This window comes from Streptomyces sp. NPDC056503 (genome assembly GCF_042794995.1).
Lineage (GTDB): Bacteria > Actinomycetota > Actinomycetes > Streptomycetales > Streptomycetaceae > Streptomyces.
On record NZ_JBHTST010000046.1, the window covers coordinates 1 to 15,526 of the forward strand.

At 74.6% G+C, this 15,526-nt stretch carries 14 protein-coding genes; 7 read left to right on the plus strand and 7 right to left on the minus strand.

Going from position 1 to position 15,526, the window contains the following annotated elements; all coding sequences use genetic code 11:
* Nucleotides 1-33: 33 nt before the first annotated feature.
* The gene (locus ACFQ8C_RS16340; protein WP_383457356.1) at nucleotides 34-633 is read right to left on the minus strand and encodes a hypothetical protein; all 600 of its coding nucleotides are present in this window, start codon (nucleotides 631-633) and stop codon (nucleotides 34-36) included.
* Between the two features lie 132 nt (nucleotides 634-765).
* Here ACFQ8C_RS16340 and ACFQ8C_RS16345 point away from each other — a divergent pair, with 132 nt between their 5' ends.
* The gene (locus ACFQ8C_RS16345) at nucleotides 766-1,728 is read left to right on the plus strand and encodes a fibronectin type III domain-containing protein (RefSeq protein WP_383457359.1); all 963 of its coding nucleotides are present in this window, start codon (nucleotides 766-768) and stop codon (nucleotides 1,726-1,728) included.
* A 57-nt stretch (nucleotides 1,729-1,785) separates the two neighbouring features.
* Nucleotides 1,786-3,588, plus strand: coding sequence for a hypothetical protein (locus tag ACFQ8C_RS16350; RefSeq protein WP_383457362.1), 1,803 nt, complete (start codon nucleotides 1,786-1,788; stop codon nucleotides 3,586-3,588).
* A 26-nt stretch (nucleotides 3,589-3,614) separates the two neighbouring features.
* Here the strand turns inward: ACFQ8C_RS16350 and ACFQ8C_RS16355 are convergent, their stop codons facing one another.
* The 3 genes from ACFQ8C_RS16355 to ACFQ8C_RS16365 form a co-directional block, all read right to left on the minus strand.
* A complete protein-coding gene (locus ACFQ8C_RS16355; protein ID WP_383457365.1) occupies nucleotides 3,615-4,760 on the minus strand; it encodes a GDSL-type esterase/lipase family protein in 1,146 nt (381 codons plus the stop codon).
* A 199-nt stretch (nucleotides 4,761-4,959) separates the two neighbouring features.
* The gene (gene aceB / locus ACFQ8C_RS16360; RefSeq protein WP_383457368.1) at nucleotides 4,960-6,582 is read right to left on the minus strand and encodes a malate synthase A; all 1,623 of its coding nucleotides are present in this window, start codon (nucleotides 6,580-6,582) and stop codon (nucleotides 4,960-4,962) included.
* A 254-nt stretch (nucleotides 6,583-6,836) separates the two neighbouring features.
* Nucleotides 6,837-7,529 carry an NTP transferase domain-containing protein gene (locus ACFQ8C_RS16365; RefSeq protein WP_383457371.1) on the minus strand — a complete coding sequence of 231 codons (693 nt, stop codon included), beginning with the start codon at nucleotides 7,527-7,529 and terminating at the stop codon, nucleotides 6,837-6,839.
* A 158-nt stretch (nucleotides 7,530-7,687) separates the two neighbouring features.
* Between ACFQ8C_RS16365 and ACFQ8C_RS16370 the strand changes: the two genes are divergently transcribed.
* Entirely contained in the window at nucleotides 7,688-8,011 is a 324-nt protein-coding gene (locus ACFQ8C_RS16370) for a DUF5955 family protein (protein ID WP_383457374.1), read from the plus strand.
* 18 nt (nucleotides 8,012-8,029) lie between these two features.
* Here ACFQ8C_RS16370 and ACFQ8C_RS16375 read toward each other — a convergent pair whose 3' ends face one another.
* Together ACFQ8C_RS16375 and ACFQ8C_RS16380 are read right to left on the minus strand one after the other, a co-directional pair.
* The gene (locus ACFQ8C_RS16375; RefSeq protein ID WP_383457376.1) at nucleotides 8,030-8,668 is read right to left on the minus strand and encodes a response regulator; all 639 of its coding nucleotides are present in this window, start codon (nucleotides 8,666-8,668) and stop codon (nucleotides 8,030-8,032) included.
* Nucleotides 8,665-9,828 carry a sensor histidine kinase gene (locus tag ACFQ8C_RS16380; protein WP_383457378.1) on the minus strand — a complete coding sequence of 388 codons (1,164 nt, stop codon included), beginning with the start codon at nucleotides 9,826-9,828 and terminating at the stop codon, nucleotides 8,665-8,667. Before ACFQ8C_RS16380 ends, ACFQ8C_RS16375 begins: the two co-directional genes overlap by 4 nt.
* Before the next feature lie 112 nt (nucleotides 9,829-9,940).
* Between ACFQ8C_RS16380 and ACFQ8C_RS16385 the strand changes: the two genes are divergently transcribed.
* Entirely contained in the window at nucleotides 9,941-11,017 is a 1,077-nt protein-coding gene (locus tag ACFQ8C_RS16385; protein WP_383457380.1) for an FtsX-like permease family protein, read from the plus strand.
* A complete protein-coding gene (locus ACFQ8C_RS16390; RefSeq protein ID WP_383457382.1) occupies nucleotides 11,014-11,694 on the plus strand; it encodes an ABC transporter ATP-binding protein in 681 nt (226 codons plus the stop codon). The genes ACFQ8C_RS16385 and ACFQ8C_RS16390 overlap by 4 nt, the downstream gene beginning before the upstream one ends.
* A gap of 199 nt (nucleotides 11,695-11,893) precedes the next feature.
* Here the strand turns inward: ACFQ8C_RS16390 and ACFQ8C_RS16395 are convergent, their stop codons facing one another.
* Nucleotides 11,894-12,700, minus strand: a complete 807-nt coding sequence (locus tag ACFQ8C_RS16395) for an IclR family transcriptional regulator (protein WP_383457385.1) — start codon at nucleotides 12,698-12,700, stop codon at nucleotides 11,894-11,896.
* A 326-nt stretch (nucleotides 12,701-13,026) separates the two neighbouring features.
* On the opposite strand from ACFQ8C_RS16395, the gene allB reads away from it, so the two are divergent.
* Nucleotides 13,027-14,364, plus strand: a complete 1,338-nt coding sequence (gene allB / locus ACFQ8C_RS16400) for an allantoinase AllB (RefSeq protein WP_383457387.1) — start codon at nucleotides 13,027-13,029, stop codon at nucleotides 14,362-14,364.
* A gap of 3 nt (nucleotides 14,365-14,367) precedes the next feature.
* The gene (gene alc, locus ACFQ8C_RS16405; RefSeq protein ID WP_383457390.1) at nucleotides 14,368-15,483 is read left to right on the plus strand and encodes an allantoicase; all 1,116 of its coding nucleotides are present in this window, start codon (nucleotides 14,368-14,370) and stop codon (nucleotides 15,481-15,483) included.
* Nucleotides 15,484-15,526 lie beyond the last annotated feature (43 nt).

Sequence of the window (15,526 nt, forward strand, 5' to 3'; positions counted from 1 at the left end):
GGGGGGCCCGGGGCGCCGCGGTGTCCGGCACCCTCACCGCCACTCCAGGGCGATCCGCCGGGCGCACTCGCGGGCCAGCACCGGATAGGCGGCGGCGATCGCCTCGTACTGCCTGCGCCGCAGCAGCCGCTCGGCCTCGCGGCGGCCCGTGTCGCCGTACAGCCCGTCGAGCAGCGTCTCGTACCGGGCCAGCGTCTGCCGCAGGTAGCCCACCTGCCACCGGACGAGCGATCCGGCGGCCGCCTCGGCCCCCCGCCCGTCCGCGCCCCGCGCCGTCAACAGCCGCCGGTGGCGGGCGGCCCGCCGCTCCAGTTCGGCCGCCGGCAGCCGCGGCACCAGGAGGGGCTCGGCCCGGATCGCGGCCAGCACGGCGGCCCGCCGCCCCTCGGCGAGCAGCCCGGCGGCGGCGCTCCGCCCCCTCTCCCCGAGGGCCGAGGAGGCGGCCGCGAACTCCGGTGTCCGCTCCACCGCCTCCACCCGTGCCAGCAGGTACAGCCGCACCGGCGTGAGCGCGTACCGCCGCGGATCGCGGCCCTGCACGTCCGGGAGTCCCAGCAGCTCCCGGATCATCGCGTCGGTCCAGCCGCGCCGCCGTACCCCGACGGGCGACACGTAAAGCCAACGGTCCGTCATGATCCCCCCAAGAATCGACTACGGAGAGTAATGATCCCAGTGAAGCGCACCCCACTGACAACGTCCCCTTGCCAACCGCCCGACCCTCGTGCGATATAGGTCTGGACCTTTCCGACGGACGGAGGCCGGCCCGTGCAACGCCCGCTCGCCGCAAGCCTGTTGACCACGCTCGCCCTCGTCGCCCTCACCGCCTGCTCCGGCGCCGGGCCCGCGGAGGCCGAGGACACCACCCCGCCCGGCACCCCCACCGGGCTCACCGCCGCCTCCGGCAGCGCCACCACCGTCCACGTCATGTGGGAGGCCGCCACCGACGACCGGGCCGTCACCGGCTACCAGGTCCTCCAGGACGGCCGCCAGGTCAAGGAGGTCCCCGCCACCACCGTCATGACCGACGTCACCGGCCTCGCCCCCGGCACCCGCCACACCTTCGCCGTCCGCGCCCGCGACGCCGCCGGCAACACCTCGCCCGCCACCCCCGCCGTCCCCGCCACCACGCTCCGCGCCACCGCCGAGGACCGCGAACCCCCCACCACCCCCCGCGCCCTGCGCGCCGCCCCGGACGGCACCACCGCCGCCACCCTCACCTGGACCCCGGCCCGCGACGACACCCGCGTCACCGCCTACGACGTCTACCAGGCCGGCGTCCGCGTCCACAGCGCCCCCGGCACCGCCACCTCCGCCCGCCTCACCGGCCTGCGACCCGGCACCGCCTACTCCCTCACCCTGCGCGCCCGCGACGCCGCCGAGAACTCCTCCCCGGACAGCCCCCCGGCCGAACTCACCACCGCCCCCGCCCCCGGCGCACCCCCCAACACCTCCCCGCTCGCCCTCTCCGCCACCTCCGCCCACGGCGAGATCACCCTCACCTGGACCCCGCCGGAGACCGGGGCCCCCGTCACCCACCACGAGCTCCACATCGACGGCCGCTTCGCCACCACCATCGTCTGGGGCGCCGCGCCGCCCACCGGCCGCGCCACCTACACCTTCCCGGCCCAGGCGGAACCCGGCACCACCTACACCCTCACCCTCCGTGCCCGCCTCCCCGACGGCACCTGGGGAGACTTCTCCGCACCCCGCGCGGTCGTCGTGCGCTGAGCGGCGCCCGGGGTGTCCCTCAGGCCGATCCCGGCACCCCCGAACTACCCTGGAACCGTGGCCGAGACCGTTCTCACCAATACAGGGCTGGACAGGTTCCTGGAGCTGCTCGACGGCAGGCCGGAGCACCGGGACCCGGCGTTCCGCCGGGCCGCCGAGGTGGTCCTCGACCTCCTCGCGCTGCGCGGCGCCGACCGGGCCAGCGGAGTGCCCGAGCCCACGCCGGAGCTGGTCCGGCGGCTGCTCGTCGAGGACCTGCCGGCCTTCGTCTACGTCGCCCCCGGCGAGCTGCCCGGCTACCGGGCGGTCGTCGGCGAGCTCGCCGGACGCTTCGACGGCGGGCTGCGCGAGCGGATCGCCGCCGTCGTCGACGAGAGCGCCGGGGACTTCGAGCGCGCCATGGCCGACCCCGGGAACCTCACCTGGTACCGGTGGTACGCCTCGCTGCTGCGGACCGTCGGCACCGACCTCGGCGACGCCGCCGACGTGCGCCGCCGGATCGGCGCCCTCGACGGCGCGCCGCTGCCCGACGGAGTCCTCCGCGCCGACCTCATGGGCCGGACCGCGCTCGCCGACACCGTGCTCGCCGAGGCCGTCGCCCGCGCCTACGTACGGGACGCCGAGCAGCCGCCCGCCGCCGGGCCGCTCCTCACCGACCACGCCGTCGCCGCCGGCGTCGGCCGGGTCGCCGCCCGGCTCCTCGACCGCTGGACCGCCGCGGGCCTCGCCGACGAGCTCACCGGCGCCCACGCCCACTTCGCCCCCGGCCCCGACGACTTCCCCCACCTCGTCCTCGCCGACGCCCTCCTCGACGAGCACATGGACTACTACGGCGACCCCTCGATCGCCGTCCCGCCCCCCGCCGCCGGGACCGGCGCCGCCGGCGACGTCGAACGGGACGCCGACGCCCTGCTCGCCGCCGTCGAGGAACTGGCCGAGGAGGAGCACGAGCCGTACGGCGGCGAGGCCCCGCACCTCCTGTACGCGCTCTACCAGCGCGGCTGCGCCGCCGACTCGATCGCCCGGCGCGCCGCCGAATACGAGGACTGGACCGTCGACCCGGCGCTGGAGGACGTGCCGGTCGCCGTACCCGAGGGCGTCACCGGCGGGTACGTCACCCCGCCCGTGCCCGAGCTCGTCCGGCTGCTCGGCTCCGCCGGCCTCGGCGAGGACGACCGGGCCCGCCTGGAGCGCCCCGCCCGCGAACTCGCCGCCGTCGCCGACCGGCTCGCCGCCACCGGACTCGTCCTGCGCGCCGGGGACGCCTTCGGACTGACCCCGCGCGGCGCCGCCACCGTCCGCTACCTCCTCCGGGTGCGCCGGGTCGCCGCGCCCACCGCCGCCGAGGCCGCCGCCTGGCCGGCCCCGGAGCTGGTGGCCGCCGCCGCGCAGTGGCCGCACGCGCCCGCCGCGGGCGTGCTCGCCGACTGGCTGCACGCGCGCGGGGACACCTCCGACGCCTGGGCGGAGCTGCTCGCGGCGTTCGCCGCGGCCCACTCCCATGCCGCCGAAGGCGCCGACGTACGCGCCCTGTTCGGGCTCCTCGACACCGCCGCCGCACCGCCCGGAGCCCTGCGCGGAGCGCTCCGGGACCCGGTGATCGGCGCCTACGCGCTGCACGCGCTCCAGGCGCGCGGCGAGGAGGCCGACGCGGTCCAGGTGCCGGTCTCCGCCCGCGCCCTGTACGTCCTGGACCGGCTGCCGGGCAAGAAGGGCCCGCTGGAGTCCCGGCGCGCCGCCTTCGACGCGGCCGCCGCCGACTGGCCGGGCGGCTCGGCCGCCCTGGTCCGGGCGATGGCCGAGGCCGACCGGCACGGCGCCGAGCGGGTCCTCGGCCCGCTGGGCGTCGGCCTGCCGTGAGCCGCCCCGGCCCGCCGTGAGGTGCGTCAGCCCGCCGTGAGGTACATCCCCGACGGGCCCGACCCGGCCGTGTTCCGGCAGGCGCGGTGGCCCGACGGGACGGCGTGGATCAGCGCCAGACACCGCCCGAGCGCCTGCTGACCGTAGGCGTTGGGGTGCATGGACTCCTGGACCAGCCCCTGGGTGCTCTGGCTGTCGATCCACCGCGCCCACTCGCTGGACGCCCCCGCCGGCGGCTGCGCGGCCGTCACCTGGCGGCTCGCCTTCGCGCACACCTCACGGCCCTGGAGCGCGTCCCGCAGGTCCAGGAACTGCGCGCCCTTCGCCACCGCGACCTCCCGCAGCCGGCCCGCGAGCTGCGGCACCAGGGAGTCCCGCGCCCAGTCGGAGTCCTTGTTCCAGAACGGGCAGCCGCCGGTGTTCGTCCGCGACCAGCCGCTCTCGGAGTAGCGGTTCTCGGCGGCGCGGGGGATCGGCGACGGGTAGGACTGGAGCACGATCCGGTAGTCGGAGGCCGTGTAGCCCGCGCCGCTCATCACCGCCCGGATCTCGTCGACGGCCTTGCCGACGGAGGCCGTCACGGCGTCGATCCGGGCGTCGACCTCGGCCTGCTGGTCGTCGTGGCAGTAGGAGTACCAGACGATGTAGTCGGTGGCGCAGGTGGTGATGATGTCCGCGAAGCCGAGGTCGTTGCCGCCGATCGACAGGGCGATCAGCTCCACGTCGTGGGAGGCGGCGACGGCGGCCAGCCGGTCGGCCTGCGGGGCCTCGCCCTTGTACGCCAGGCCGCCCCGCGAGGCGCGGAAGACGTTCGCCGTGGTCGCCCCGGAGCAGGCCAGGTTGATCAGGGAGCTCGCGAGGGGCCCGGCGCTGCGCACCTCGGAGGTGTCGGAGCGGTGGCAGCCGCCGGCGGTGGGGCCGTACACCCGGGAGGGGTCGTAGCCGCTGCCCGTCCAGGCGCGGTCGGTGCCGTCGCGGCCGCCGGAGTTCGTGAGGGAGTTGCCGAGCCAGCGGCCGGCCTCGCCGGAGATGTAGCTGTCGCCCATGGCGACGACGGCGGTGGGGCCGGTGCCGGGGGAGGCCTGGGCGGCCGGGGCGGCGGCGGTGGCGAGTCCGGCGGCGGTACACAGTGCCAGGAGTGCGCGGAGCGCGCGGTGGGGGGTCGAGGGCATGGCTGTGCTCCTGCGGTACGCAGTGGTGTGGGGGACAACCGCCGGCCGGTGGCATGGCGGAATCTCGCACGCGCTGACTTATTACCGCTAGGTAGCTGCATATCTCGGTTGCGTCACGTCCCCTGTGACACGCCAGGGCCCGGGCCCCGGAGCTGTGCGTTCGCCGGGGGCCGGGCCCTGTACGGAGGTGCGGAGGGGATCAGCCGACGAGCTGCTCGTACGCCGGGAGGGTGAGGAAGTCCGCGTAGTCCGCGTCGAGGGAGACGTGGAGGAGGAGGTCGTGCGCCTGCTGCCACTTGCCGGCCGCGAAGGCCTCCTCGCCGATCTCGGCGCGGATGGCGGCGAGCTCCTCGGCGGCGACCTTGCGGGCCAGCTCCGGGGTCGCCTTCTCGCCGTTCTCGAAGACCACGCCCGCGTTGATCCACTGCCAGATCTGCGAGCGCGAGATCTCGGCGGTGGCCGCGTCCTCCATCAGGTTGAAGATGGCGACGGCGCCGAGGCCGCGCAGCCACGCCTCGATGTAGCGGGTGCCGACCTGCACGGCGCCGACCAGGCCCGCGTAGGTGGGCTCGGCGTCGAGCGAGTCGATGGCGATCAGGTCGCCGGCCGCCACCTGGACGTCCTCGCGCAGGCGGTCCTTCTGGTGGGGCCTGTCGCCGAGGACGGCGTCGAAGGAGGCCATGGCGATCGGGACCAGGTCGGGGTGGGCGACCCAGGAGCCGTCGAAGCCGTCGCCGGCCTCGCGGTCCTTGTCGGCCTTGACCTTCTCGAAGGCGACCTTGTTGACCTCGGCGTCCTTGCGGGACGGGATGAAGGCCGCCATGCCGCCGATCGCGTGCGCGCCGCGCTTGTGGCAGGTGCGGACGAGGAGTTCGGTGTAGGCGCGCATGAACGGGGCCGTCATCGTGACCGCGTTGCGGTCCGGGAGGACGAACTTCCGGCCGCCGTCACGGAAGTTCTTCACGATGGAGAAGAGGTAGTCCCAGCGGCCCGCGTTGAGGCCGGCGGCGTGGTCGCGGAGCTCGTAGAGGATCTCCTCCATCTCGTACGCGGCCGTGATCGTCTCGATCAGGACGGTCGCGCGGACGGTGCCCTGCGGGATGCCGACGTAGTCCTGGGCGAAGACGAAGACGTCGTTCCAGAGGCGGGCCTCCAGGTGCGACTCGGTCTTCGGCAGGTAGAAGTACGGGCCCTTGCCGAGGTCGATCAGGCGCTGCGCGTTGTGGAAGAAGTACAGGCCGAAGTCGACGAGCGCGCCGGGCACCGGGCGTCCCTCGAAGACGAGGTGGCGCTCCTCCAGGTGCCAGCCGCGCGGCCGCATGACGACCGTGGCGAGCTCCTCGGCCGGCTTGAGGGCGTACGACTTGCCGGTGCGGGCGTCGGTGAAGTCGATGTTCCGGGTGTAGGCGTCGATCAGGTTGACCTGGCCGAGGACCACGTTCTCCCAGGTGGGGGCCGAGGCGTCCTCGAAGTCCGCGAGCCACACCTTCGCGCCGGAGTTGAGCGCGTTGATCGTCATCTTGCGGTCGGTCGGACCGGTGATCTCGACACGGCGGTCGTTCAGGGCCGCCGGGGCCGGCGCGACCTTCCAGGAGTCGTCGGCCCGGATCGCCGCGGTCTCCGGCAGGAAGTCCAGGGTGGAGGTGCGGGCGATCTCGGCGCGGCGCTCGGCGCGGCGGGCGAGCAGCTCGTCCCGGCGCGGGGTGAACCGCCGGTGGAGCTCGGCGACGAAGGCGAGGGCCGCCTCCGTCAGCACCTCCTCCTGGCGCGGCAGGGGCTCGGCGTCGACGACGGCCAGGGGGGACGGCGCTGGTGCGGACATGGACTGTCACTTCCTTCAGCGGACTACGCGTGCGGTACCTGGCGGCCGCCGGGCGTCACGGACGGCACGGAGTGCCGCGGTGCCGAGATACGGCCGCGAGCGCCATCACGGGGGATCAGGCGCTTCTATGCAGTGGATATTAGTTTCCTCATGGTGGAAGTTCAATCGTTTGTTGATGTCGAGATTCTTCGGGTCGACAGAACATGGCTCCGGGTGCCAGCCCCCTCACTCCAGGTGCCCGCTCACGGCCCCCCTCACCCGTCGAGGCGGTACAGATCAGCCTCCGTGTCGATGTCGAAGGGCTCGGCCACGTCCGAACAGTCCACCAGCGCGATCGCCTCCCGGTGCGCCGCCAGGTAGTCCCGCGCGCCCCGGTCGCCCGCCGCGCCCGCCGCGATCCCGGCCCACCGGTCCGCCCCGAACAGCACCGGATGCCCCCGCTCCCCGCCGTACGAGGCCGCCGCCAGCGCGTCCCGCGCCCCGTACGCCTCCCGCACCCGGGCCACCGCCGCCGCCCCGATCCCCGGCTGGTCCACCAGCGACACCAGCGCCCCGTCCACCCCGCGCGGATCCGCCGCCAGCGAGGCGAGCCCCACCCGCAGCGAGGAGCCCATCCCGTCGGCCCACCCCGGGTTCTCCACCAGCACGCAGCCCGGCAGCTCCGCCCGCTCCCGTACGAGCTCCGCCGAGGCGCCGAGCACCACGTGCACCACCCCGCAGCCGCCCTCGCGCAGTACCCGCACCGCGTGCTCGACCAGCGGCCGGCCCCGGTACGGCAGCAGCGCCTTCGGACGCCCCCCGAGCCGCCGCCCGCCGCCCGCGGCGAGCAGCAGCCCCGCGACGAGCGGCGGGGAGGCGGGGGAGGAAGGGGCGTCGTCCGTCGTCGGAGCCGTCGGAGCCGTCGGGGTCGGCGGGGTCGGCGGGGTCATCGGGGTCACAGGAGTCATGGAGGACTGCATACCGCATGACACGGAATGACACGGTCGCATGAATGCGCGGCACGGCCTCTTCCCCGCCGGGCGGCCGGGGAGTTAACTGACCCGCGACTCCGGGCGCCCGACCACCGCCCGGGGGTACCAGAACGGACGTCTCGGAGTGGGGGACCGTGTTGCGGAGCGTGGGGCAGAGGCGAGTGACCGGCGAGGCAGTGGACCCGAGGGTGGCCGGACTGCGGTCCGCCGTGTCCCGGCTCCGGCGGGAACTGGCCGGACACCGGGCGGAGTTCGCCGACCGGGAGATCGCCGAGGACGAACTCGCCGCGCTCGACGCCATGGCCGTCAGCGGCGCACCCGAGGTGTGGCGGCTGCGCCGCAGCCTCCTCCTCGTCGCCGGCTCGCTCGGCTCCGTCAGCGCCCTCTCCGAGGCACTGGCCGGCGTCCGCAACGCGGTCGAGCTCTTCGGCCCGCCCGGCCCGCCCGCCCAGCGCTGAACGGGGCCGGAGCCCGGGCTACCGCCGGATCAGCCGCCGCTCACGGGCCGCCGCCACCGCCGCCGTCCGCGAGTCCACGCCCAGCTTGGCGAAGACGTGCACCAGATGGGACTTCACCGTCGCCTGGCTGAGGAAGAGCACCTTGCTGATCTGCTGGTTCGACAGCCCCTCGCCGACCAGCTGGAGCACCTCCAGCTCCCGCTTGGTCAGCGCCTCCGCCGGCGTCCGCATCCGGTCCATCAGCCGGTACGCCACCGCCGGCGCCAGCGCCGACTGGCCGGCCGCCGCCGTCCGCACCGCCGCCGCCAGCTCCTCCGGCGGCGCGTCCTTCAGCAGATAGCCCGAGGCGCCGGCCTCCACCGCCGCCAGGATGTCCGCGTCCGTGTCGTACGTCGTCAGCACCAGCACCCTCGGCCCGCCCGCTACGGCCGTGATCGCCGCCGTCGCCTCCGAACCGTGCATCCCCGCGCCGAACTGGAGGTCCATCAGGACCACGTCGACACCCCCGGCCGCCGCCAGCTCCACCGCCCGCTCCGCCGTCGCCGCCTCGCCGACCACCGTGAAACCGGGCTCGGTGTCGAGCACCGCCCGCAGCCCCGCCCGCACCACCGGATGGTCGTCGGCGAGCAGCAGCCGGATCGTCGTGGAAACCGTCACAGGGCACCTCCGGAGGGCAGGGGAAGGGTGACCGCGACCGCCGTGCCCTGCCCGGGCGCCGACTCCACCGTGAACGTGCCGCCCAGCGACCGGGCCCGCGAGCGCATCGCCGGCAGCCCGAAACCGCCGCCGTCCCCCGTCGGGCGCACCCGCTCGGGATCGAACCCCTTCCCGTCGTCCACCACGTCGAGCGCCACCGCGTCCGCCATGAACGACAGCGTGATCTCCGCCCGCGCCGCCCCCGCGTGCCGCACCGTGTTCCCCAGCGCCGACTGCGCGATCCGCAACAGCGCCACCTCGTACGGCGTCGGCAGCTCCACCGGCGTCCCGCTCACCGAGAAGCGCACCCGCGGCCCCGCGCCCGGCTCGCACAGCCGCTCCAGCGCCGCCGCCAGCGAACCCCGCTCCAGATCCGGCGGCGTCAGCGCCCGCACGAAACGGCGCGCCTCCGCCAGATTGTCCTGCGCCGCCCGGCGCGCCCGGTCGATGTGCCCCGCCGCGGGCGAACCCTCCGGCAGCGCCCGCTCGGCCGCCCGCAGCAGCAGCTGGATCGACGAGAGCCCCTGCGCCAGCGTGTCGTGGATCTCCCGCGCCAGCCGCTCCCGCTCGGCCAGGGTCCCCGCGTGCCGCTCCGCCGCCGCCAGCTCCGCCCTGGTCGTGATCAGCTCCTCGATCAGCCGCTGCCGCCGCTCGCTCTCCCGGTACAGCGCCTGGTAGCCGAGGACGGTCGCCACGGCCACCGCGCCGCCGAGCAGCGGCCCGATGAAGACCCCCGGGTTCAGGGCGGCGCCGTGGCCCACGTACGAGAGGATCGCCGCGCCCGCCGTCAGCGCGACCGCCGGCAGCGACCAGCGGGCCGGCAGCAGGTGCAGCTGGAGGAAGTACAGCGGGAAGGCCAGCCACAGGGCCTCCGGCGTCGCCCACAGCAGGGCCAGCCAGGACAGCGCGAGCACCGCCAGCCAGCCGGCCGCCGCACGCTGCGAGCGGCCCACCGAGGGGAGCCAGGCCCCGGCCGCGTACACGGCGCCCATGACGGCCGCGAGGACCGTGCCCGCCGTGGAACGGGCGCGCACCGCCGCCAGGACGAGCAGCCCCGCCATCAGCAGGTGCAGACAGAGACGGAGGGCGCGGAGGACGGGGGTGAGGCTGCGTGGATCCATGACCCCACCAGCGTAGACACGAGCCGACCATCCGGACTCAACCGAAAGTTTGAATCCGGAGCCATCCGTGGCGCGATGCCCGGGGACGGGTGCGGCCAGCAGGCTTGGTCCCATGTTCGTGGCATGGAGAGACCTGAGATTCGCCAAGGGGCGGTTCGCCCTCATGGGCACGGTGATCGTGCTGATCACCCTGCTCGTGGGGCTCCTATCCGGGCTGACGGCCGGACTCGCGCGGGAGAACGTCTCCGCGATCACCGGCCTGCCCGCCGACCGCGTCGCCTTCGCCGCACCGCCCGCCGGCCAGTCGGTCTCCTTCACCAACTCGACGGTGACCGAGAAGCAGTGGACCGCGTGGGCGGAGCGACCCGGAGTCACCGAAGCGGCGCCGCTCGGCATCCGCACCCTCAACGCGGTCGCGGGCGAGCGGACCGCCGCCGTCTCCGCCTTCGGCACGCAGCCGGGCGACGGGCTCGCGCCCGGCGCCGTGGCCGCCGGCGAGGCCGTCCTCTCCGAGTCGGCCGCCGGGGAACTGGACGCCCGCGCCGGGGACACGGTCCGGCTCGGCCCACTGGAGGTACGGGTCTCGGCGGTCGCCGGGGACGCCTCGTACAGCCACACGCCCGTCGTGTGGACCTCCCTCGACGACTGGCAGCGGCTCGGGCACAGCGGCACCACGACGGAGGAGCAGGCGACGGTGATCGCGCTGCGCGGCGACGGCGCCGACTGGGCGGCCGGCGACGCGGCGGCCGGCACGGAGGCGCGGACCGTGGACGGCGCGCTCACGGCCATAGGGTCCTACCAGGCCGAGAACGGCTCCCTCCAGCTCATGCGCGGCTTCCTCTTCGCCATCTCCGCCCTGGTCATAGGAGCCTTCTTCACCGTCTGGACCATCCAGCGCAGCGGCGACGTCGCCGTCCTCAAGGCACTGGGCGCGTCCACCCCGTACCTGCTGCGCGACGCCCTCGGGCAGGCCGTGCTCATGCTCGTGGGCGGCACCCTGCTGGGCACCGGCCTCGCCGTCGGCATCGGCGCGCTCGTCTCCGGCGGCGACGTGCCCTTCGTGCTCTCGCCGCTGACCGTGCTCGGCCCCGCCGGCGTCATCGTCGTGCTCGGCGCGGTCGGCTCCGCCCTGTCCATCCGGCGGATCACCGCCGTCGACCCCCTCACCGCGCTCGGGAGCGTCCGATGAGCCTCGAACTCGATGCCGTGACCCTGACCTACCCGGACGGCGACGGGCGGCTCACCGCCCTCGACGAGGTCTCCCTCACCGTCCCGCCCGGCCGCCTCACGGCCGTCGTCGGCCCCTCCGGCTCCGGCAAGTCCAGCCTGCTCGCCGTCGCCGCGACCCTCGTCACCCCCGACCGGGGGCGGGTCGTCGTCGCCGGGACCGACACCGCGGGGCTCGACGCGGCGGGCCGGGCGGAGCTGCGGCGCACCTCGATCGGCATCGTCTTCCAGCAGCCGAACCTGCTGCCCTCGCTGACGGCGGTCGAACAGCTCCAGGTCATGGCCCACCTGTCCGGCCGTCCGCCGCAGTCGGTACGCGACCGGGCCATGGACCTCCTCGACGCGGTCGGCCTGGCGGACCGGGCCGGGCGCCGCCCCCACCAGCTCTCCGGCGGCCAGCGCCAGCGCGTCAACATCGCGCGGGCCCTGATGAACGAGCCGTCCGTGCTGCTGGTCGACGAGCCCACGAGCGCCCTGGACCACGAACGGGGCGCGGCGATCGTCACGCTCCTGTCGGACCTCACCCGCTCCCGCGGGACGGCGACGATCCTGGTGACCCACGACCGGGCCCACCTCTCGGCCGCCGACGAGGTGACCACGGTCCAGGACGGCCACCTGACCCCCGCGATCCCCGCCTGACCCGGCCCCGCGCGCGCCACCAGGAACGGCGCCCTGTGCCGGGCCGAGGCTCACGCGCCTGAACCCGCACCCCGTGTACGACGTCGTACGGGTGCGGGTTCAGGCACAGGTGGTGCGGGTTCAGGCACAGGTGCGGAGGCACCCGCGAAGGGTGCCGTTCCGTGGTGCCCCCGCGGACCGCGGGCCCGCGGCGGCGGGGTTACTGCTGGCCGTTGCCGGTGGTGTTGGCGAGGGCCGTGGAGAGTTCCCGGGCGACCTGCTGGAGGATCGGGACGATCTTCTCCGTGGCCGCCTCGGTGACCCGGCCCGCCGGTCCGGAGATGGAGATGGCCGCCGCGGTGGGCGAGTCGGGCACCGACACCGCGAGGCACCGCACCCCTATCTCCTGCTCGTTGTCGTCGACGGCGTACCCCGTCTCGCGGACCGCCGCGAGCGCCGCGAGGAACCCGTCCGCCGTCGTGATCGTCTTCTCCGTCGCCGCCGGCATCCCCGTACGGCCGAGCAGCGCGCGCACCTCGTCGTCCGGCGTGTGCGCGAGCAGCGCCTTGCCGACGCCCGTGGAGTGCGGCAGCACCCGTCGCCCGACCTCGGTGAACATCCGCATGGAGTGCTTGGACGGCACCTGCGCGACGTACACGATCTCGTCGCCGTCGAGGAGCGCCATGTTCGCCGTCTCGCCGGTCTCCTCGACGAGGCGTGCGAGGTAGGGCCGGGCCCAGGTGCCGAGGAGGCGGGAGGCGGACTCGCCGAGGCGGATGAGGCGGGGGCCGAGCGCGTACCGCCGGTTCGGCTGCTGGCGGACGTAGCCGCAGGCGACCAGGGTGCGCATCAGGCGGTGGATGGTGGGCAGCGGCAGTCCGCTGCTGGCGGAGAGCTCGCTGAGCCCGACCTCGCCCCCCGCGTCGGCCATCCGTTCCAGGAGATCGAAGGCGCGCTCGAGGGACTGGACGCCACCGCTCGCGGCGGGCTTGGCGGCGTCGGTGGTGCTGGCGCTGGACGTCGGCACGTCAACGGTCCTTTCGGGGCAGGCGGGCAAGGCAGCAGCCTACCGGGCCGCCGGGCCGGGCACAGTGTGCGGGGCTCGGCGTCCACGCCGGTCAGCGGGGTGTTTGTCCGGTGTCGGGGGCTGCTCGATGCGGGTCTGGACCGCCCCGCCTGTGCGGAGCTACCTTCTACTGTACGAAATATGGATTCCACTTTGTGGAAACGTCCAAGCAGGTCCGGGCGGGCGCCACCCCGAGGGGCTCGCCCTTGACGACATGTCGTCCCGGCCGCAGACTCCTTCAACAGTTCGTTGAATTTCTGCTTCGTGGAAGCGGAACGGAAAGGGGCATGGTGGACGTCAACCTGGTACTGCGCTCGACTCGGGTCATCACCCCGGAGGGCACGCGGCCGGCGGCCATCGCCGTCTCGGACGGGACGATCGCGGCCGTACTGCCGTACGACGCCGAGGTGCCCGCCGGAGCAGTCCTGGAGGACGTGGGCGACGACGTCGTCCTCCCCGGCCTCGTCGACTCGCACGTCCACGTGAACGACCCCGGCCGCACCGAGTGGGAGGGCTTCTGGACCGCCACCCGCGCGGCCGCCGCCGGCGGCATCACCACCATCGTCGACATGCCGCTCAACTCGCTCCCGCCGACCACCACCGTGGAGAACCTGCGCGTCAAGCAGGAGGTCGCCCGCACCAAGGCGCACGTCGACGTCGGCTTCTGGGGCGGCGCCCTGCCGGACAACGTCAAGGACCTCCGCCCCCTGCACGACGCCGGCGTCTACGGCTTCAAGTGCTTCCTGTCGCCCTCCGGCGTCGAGGAGTTCCCCGAGCTCGACCAGGAGCAGCTGGCCCGCTCCCTCGCCGAGATCGCCGGCTTCGACGGACTGATGATCGTCCACGCCGAGGACCCCCACCACCTCGCCGCCGCCCCGCAGAAGTCCTCGTCCCAGTACGCCGACTTCCTCGCATCCCGGCCCCGCGACGCCGAGAACACCGCCATCGCCAACCTGGTCGACCAGGCCCGCCGCCTCGGCGCCCGCGTCCACGTGCTCCACCTCTCCTCCTCCGACGCGCTGCCGCTCATCGCCGCCGCCAAGGCCGAGGGCGTCAAGGTGAGCGTCGAGTCCTGTCCGCACTTCCTCACCCTCACCGCCGAGGAGATCCCGGACGGGGCCACCGAGTTCAAGTGCTGCCCGCCCATCCGCGAGGCCGTCAACCAGGACGCGCTGTGGCAGGGGCTCGCCGACGGCGTCATCGACTGCATCGTCTCCGACCACTCCCCGTCCACCACGGACCTCAAGACGCCGGACTTCTCCTCCGCCTGGGGCGGCATCTCCTCCCTCCAGCTCGGCCTGCCCGCCATCTGGACCGAGGCCCGCCGCCGCGGCTTCGACCTCACCGACGTGGTGCGCTGGATGTCCGAGGGCCCCGCCCGCCTCGCCGGTCTCGACCGCAAGGGCGCCATCGAGACCGGCCGTGACGCCGACTTCGCCGTCATCGACCCCGACGCGACCTTCACCGTCGACCCGGCCGAACTCCAGCACCGCAACCGCATCACCGCCTACGCCGGCAAGACCCTCCACGGCGTCGTCAAGTCCACCTGGCTCCACGGCCGCAAGATCAACGACGGCGGCACCCTGGCCGAGCCCTCCGGCCGCCTCCTCGAAAGGAACAACTGACCCGTGACCGGCATACCCTCCTTCACCGGCGACGCCAGCCCCTACGGCGGCGGTGACCCGTACGCCGACTACCGCACGGCCGAGTTCCCCTTCACCCAGTACGCGGACCTCGCCGACCGCCGCCTCGGCGCCGGCGTCATCGCCGCCAACGACGAGTTCTTCGCCGAGCGCGAGAACATGCTCAAGCCGGAGGCCGCCGAGTTCGACCCCGAGCACTTCGGCCACAAGGGCAAGATCATGGACGGCTGGGAGACCCGCCGCCGCCGCGGCGTCTCCGCCGCCGAACCGCACCCCACCGCCGAGGACCACGACTGGGCCCTCGTCCGGCTCGGCGCCCCCGGCGTCATCCGCGGCATCGTCGTCGACACCGCCCACTTCCGCGGCAACTACCCGCAGGCCGTCTCCGTCGAGGCCGCCTCCGTACCCGGCTCGCCGTCGCCCGAGGACCTCCTCGCCGACGACGTGAAGTGGACGACCCTCGTCCCGCGCACCGCCATCGGCGGCCACGCCGCCAACGGCTTCGCCGTCGACGTCGAACAGCGCTTCACCCACCTCCGCGTCAACCAGCACCCCGACGGCGGCATCGCCCGCCTCCGCGTGTACGGCGAAGTCGCCCCCGACCCGGCGTGGCTGGGCGTCCTCGGCACCTTCGACCTCGCCGCCCTGGAGAACGGCGGCCAGGTCGAGGACGCCTCCGACCGCTTCTACTCGCCGGCCACCAACACCATCCAGCCCGGCCGCTCCCGCAAGATGGACGACGGCTGGGAGACCCGCCGCCGCCGCGACAAGGGCAACGACTGGATCCGCTACTCCCTCGTCGCCGAGTCCGCGATCCGCGCCGTCGAGATCGACACCGCCTACCTCAAGGGCAACAGCGCCGGCTGGGCCGCGCTCTCCGTCGCCGCCGAGGGCTCCGACGACTGGACCGAGATCCTGCCCAGGACCCGCCTCCAGCCCGACACCAACCACCGCTTCGTCCTCGACGCGCCGGCGGTCGGCTCCCGCGTCCGGATCGACATCTACCCGGACGGCGGCATCTCCCGCCTCCGTCTTCACGGCTCCCTCACCGAGGCGGGCGCGGCCCGGCTGACCGCCCGCCACCAGGAGCTCGGCGGCTGACCCGGCCCGTACGACTCCGGGGGCCGCGCCGGCCGACACCGGC

What these genes read in the sequence shown, in the direction of transcription:
- aceB (WP_383457368.1), bottom strand. Translation starts at nt 6,582, where the DNA reads ATGTCCGCACCAGCGCCGTCCCCCCTGGCCGTCGTCGACGCCGAGCCC.
- ACFQ8C_RS16355 (WP_383457365.1), bottom strand. Translation starts at nt 4,760, where the DNA reads ATGCCCTCGACCCCCCACCGCGCGCTCCGCGCACTCCTGGCACTGTGT.
- ACFQ8C_RS16365 (WP_383457371.1), bottom strand. Translation starts at nt 7,529, where the DNA reads ATGACTCCTGTGACCCCGATGACCCCGCCGACCCCGCCGACCCCGACG.
- ACFQ8C_RS16385 (WP_383457380.1), top strand. Translation starts at nt 9,941, where the DNA reads ATGTTCGTGGCATGGAGAGACCTGAGATTCGCCAAGGGGCGGTTCGCC.
- ACFQ8C_RS16380 (WP_383457378.1), bottom strand. Translation starts at nt 9,828, where the DNA reads ATGGATCCACGCAGCCTCACCCCCGTCCTCCGCGCCCTCCGTCTCTGT.
- allB (WP_383457387.1), top strand. Translation starts at nt 13,027, where the DNA reads ATGGTGGACGTCAACCTGGTACTGCGCTCGACTCGGGTCATCACCCCG.
- ACFQ8C_RS16390 (WP_383457382.1), top strand. Translation starts at nt 11,014, where the DNA reads ATGAGCCTCGAACTCGATGCCGTGACCCTGACCTACCCGGACGGCGAC.
- ACFQ8C_RS16340 (WP_383457356.1), bottom strand. Translation starts at nt 633, where the DNA reads ATGACGGACCGTTGGCTTTACGTGTCGCCCGTCGGGGTACGGCGGCGC.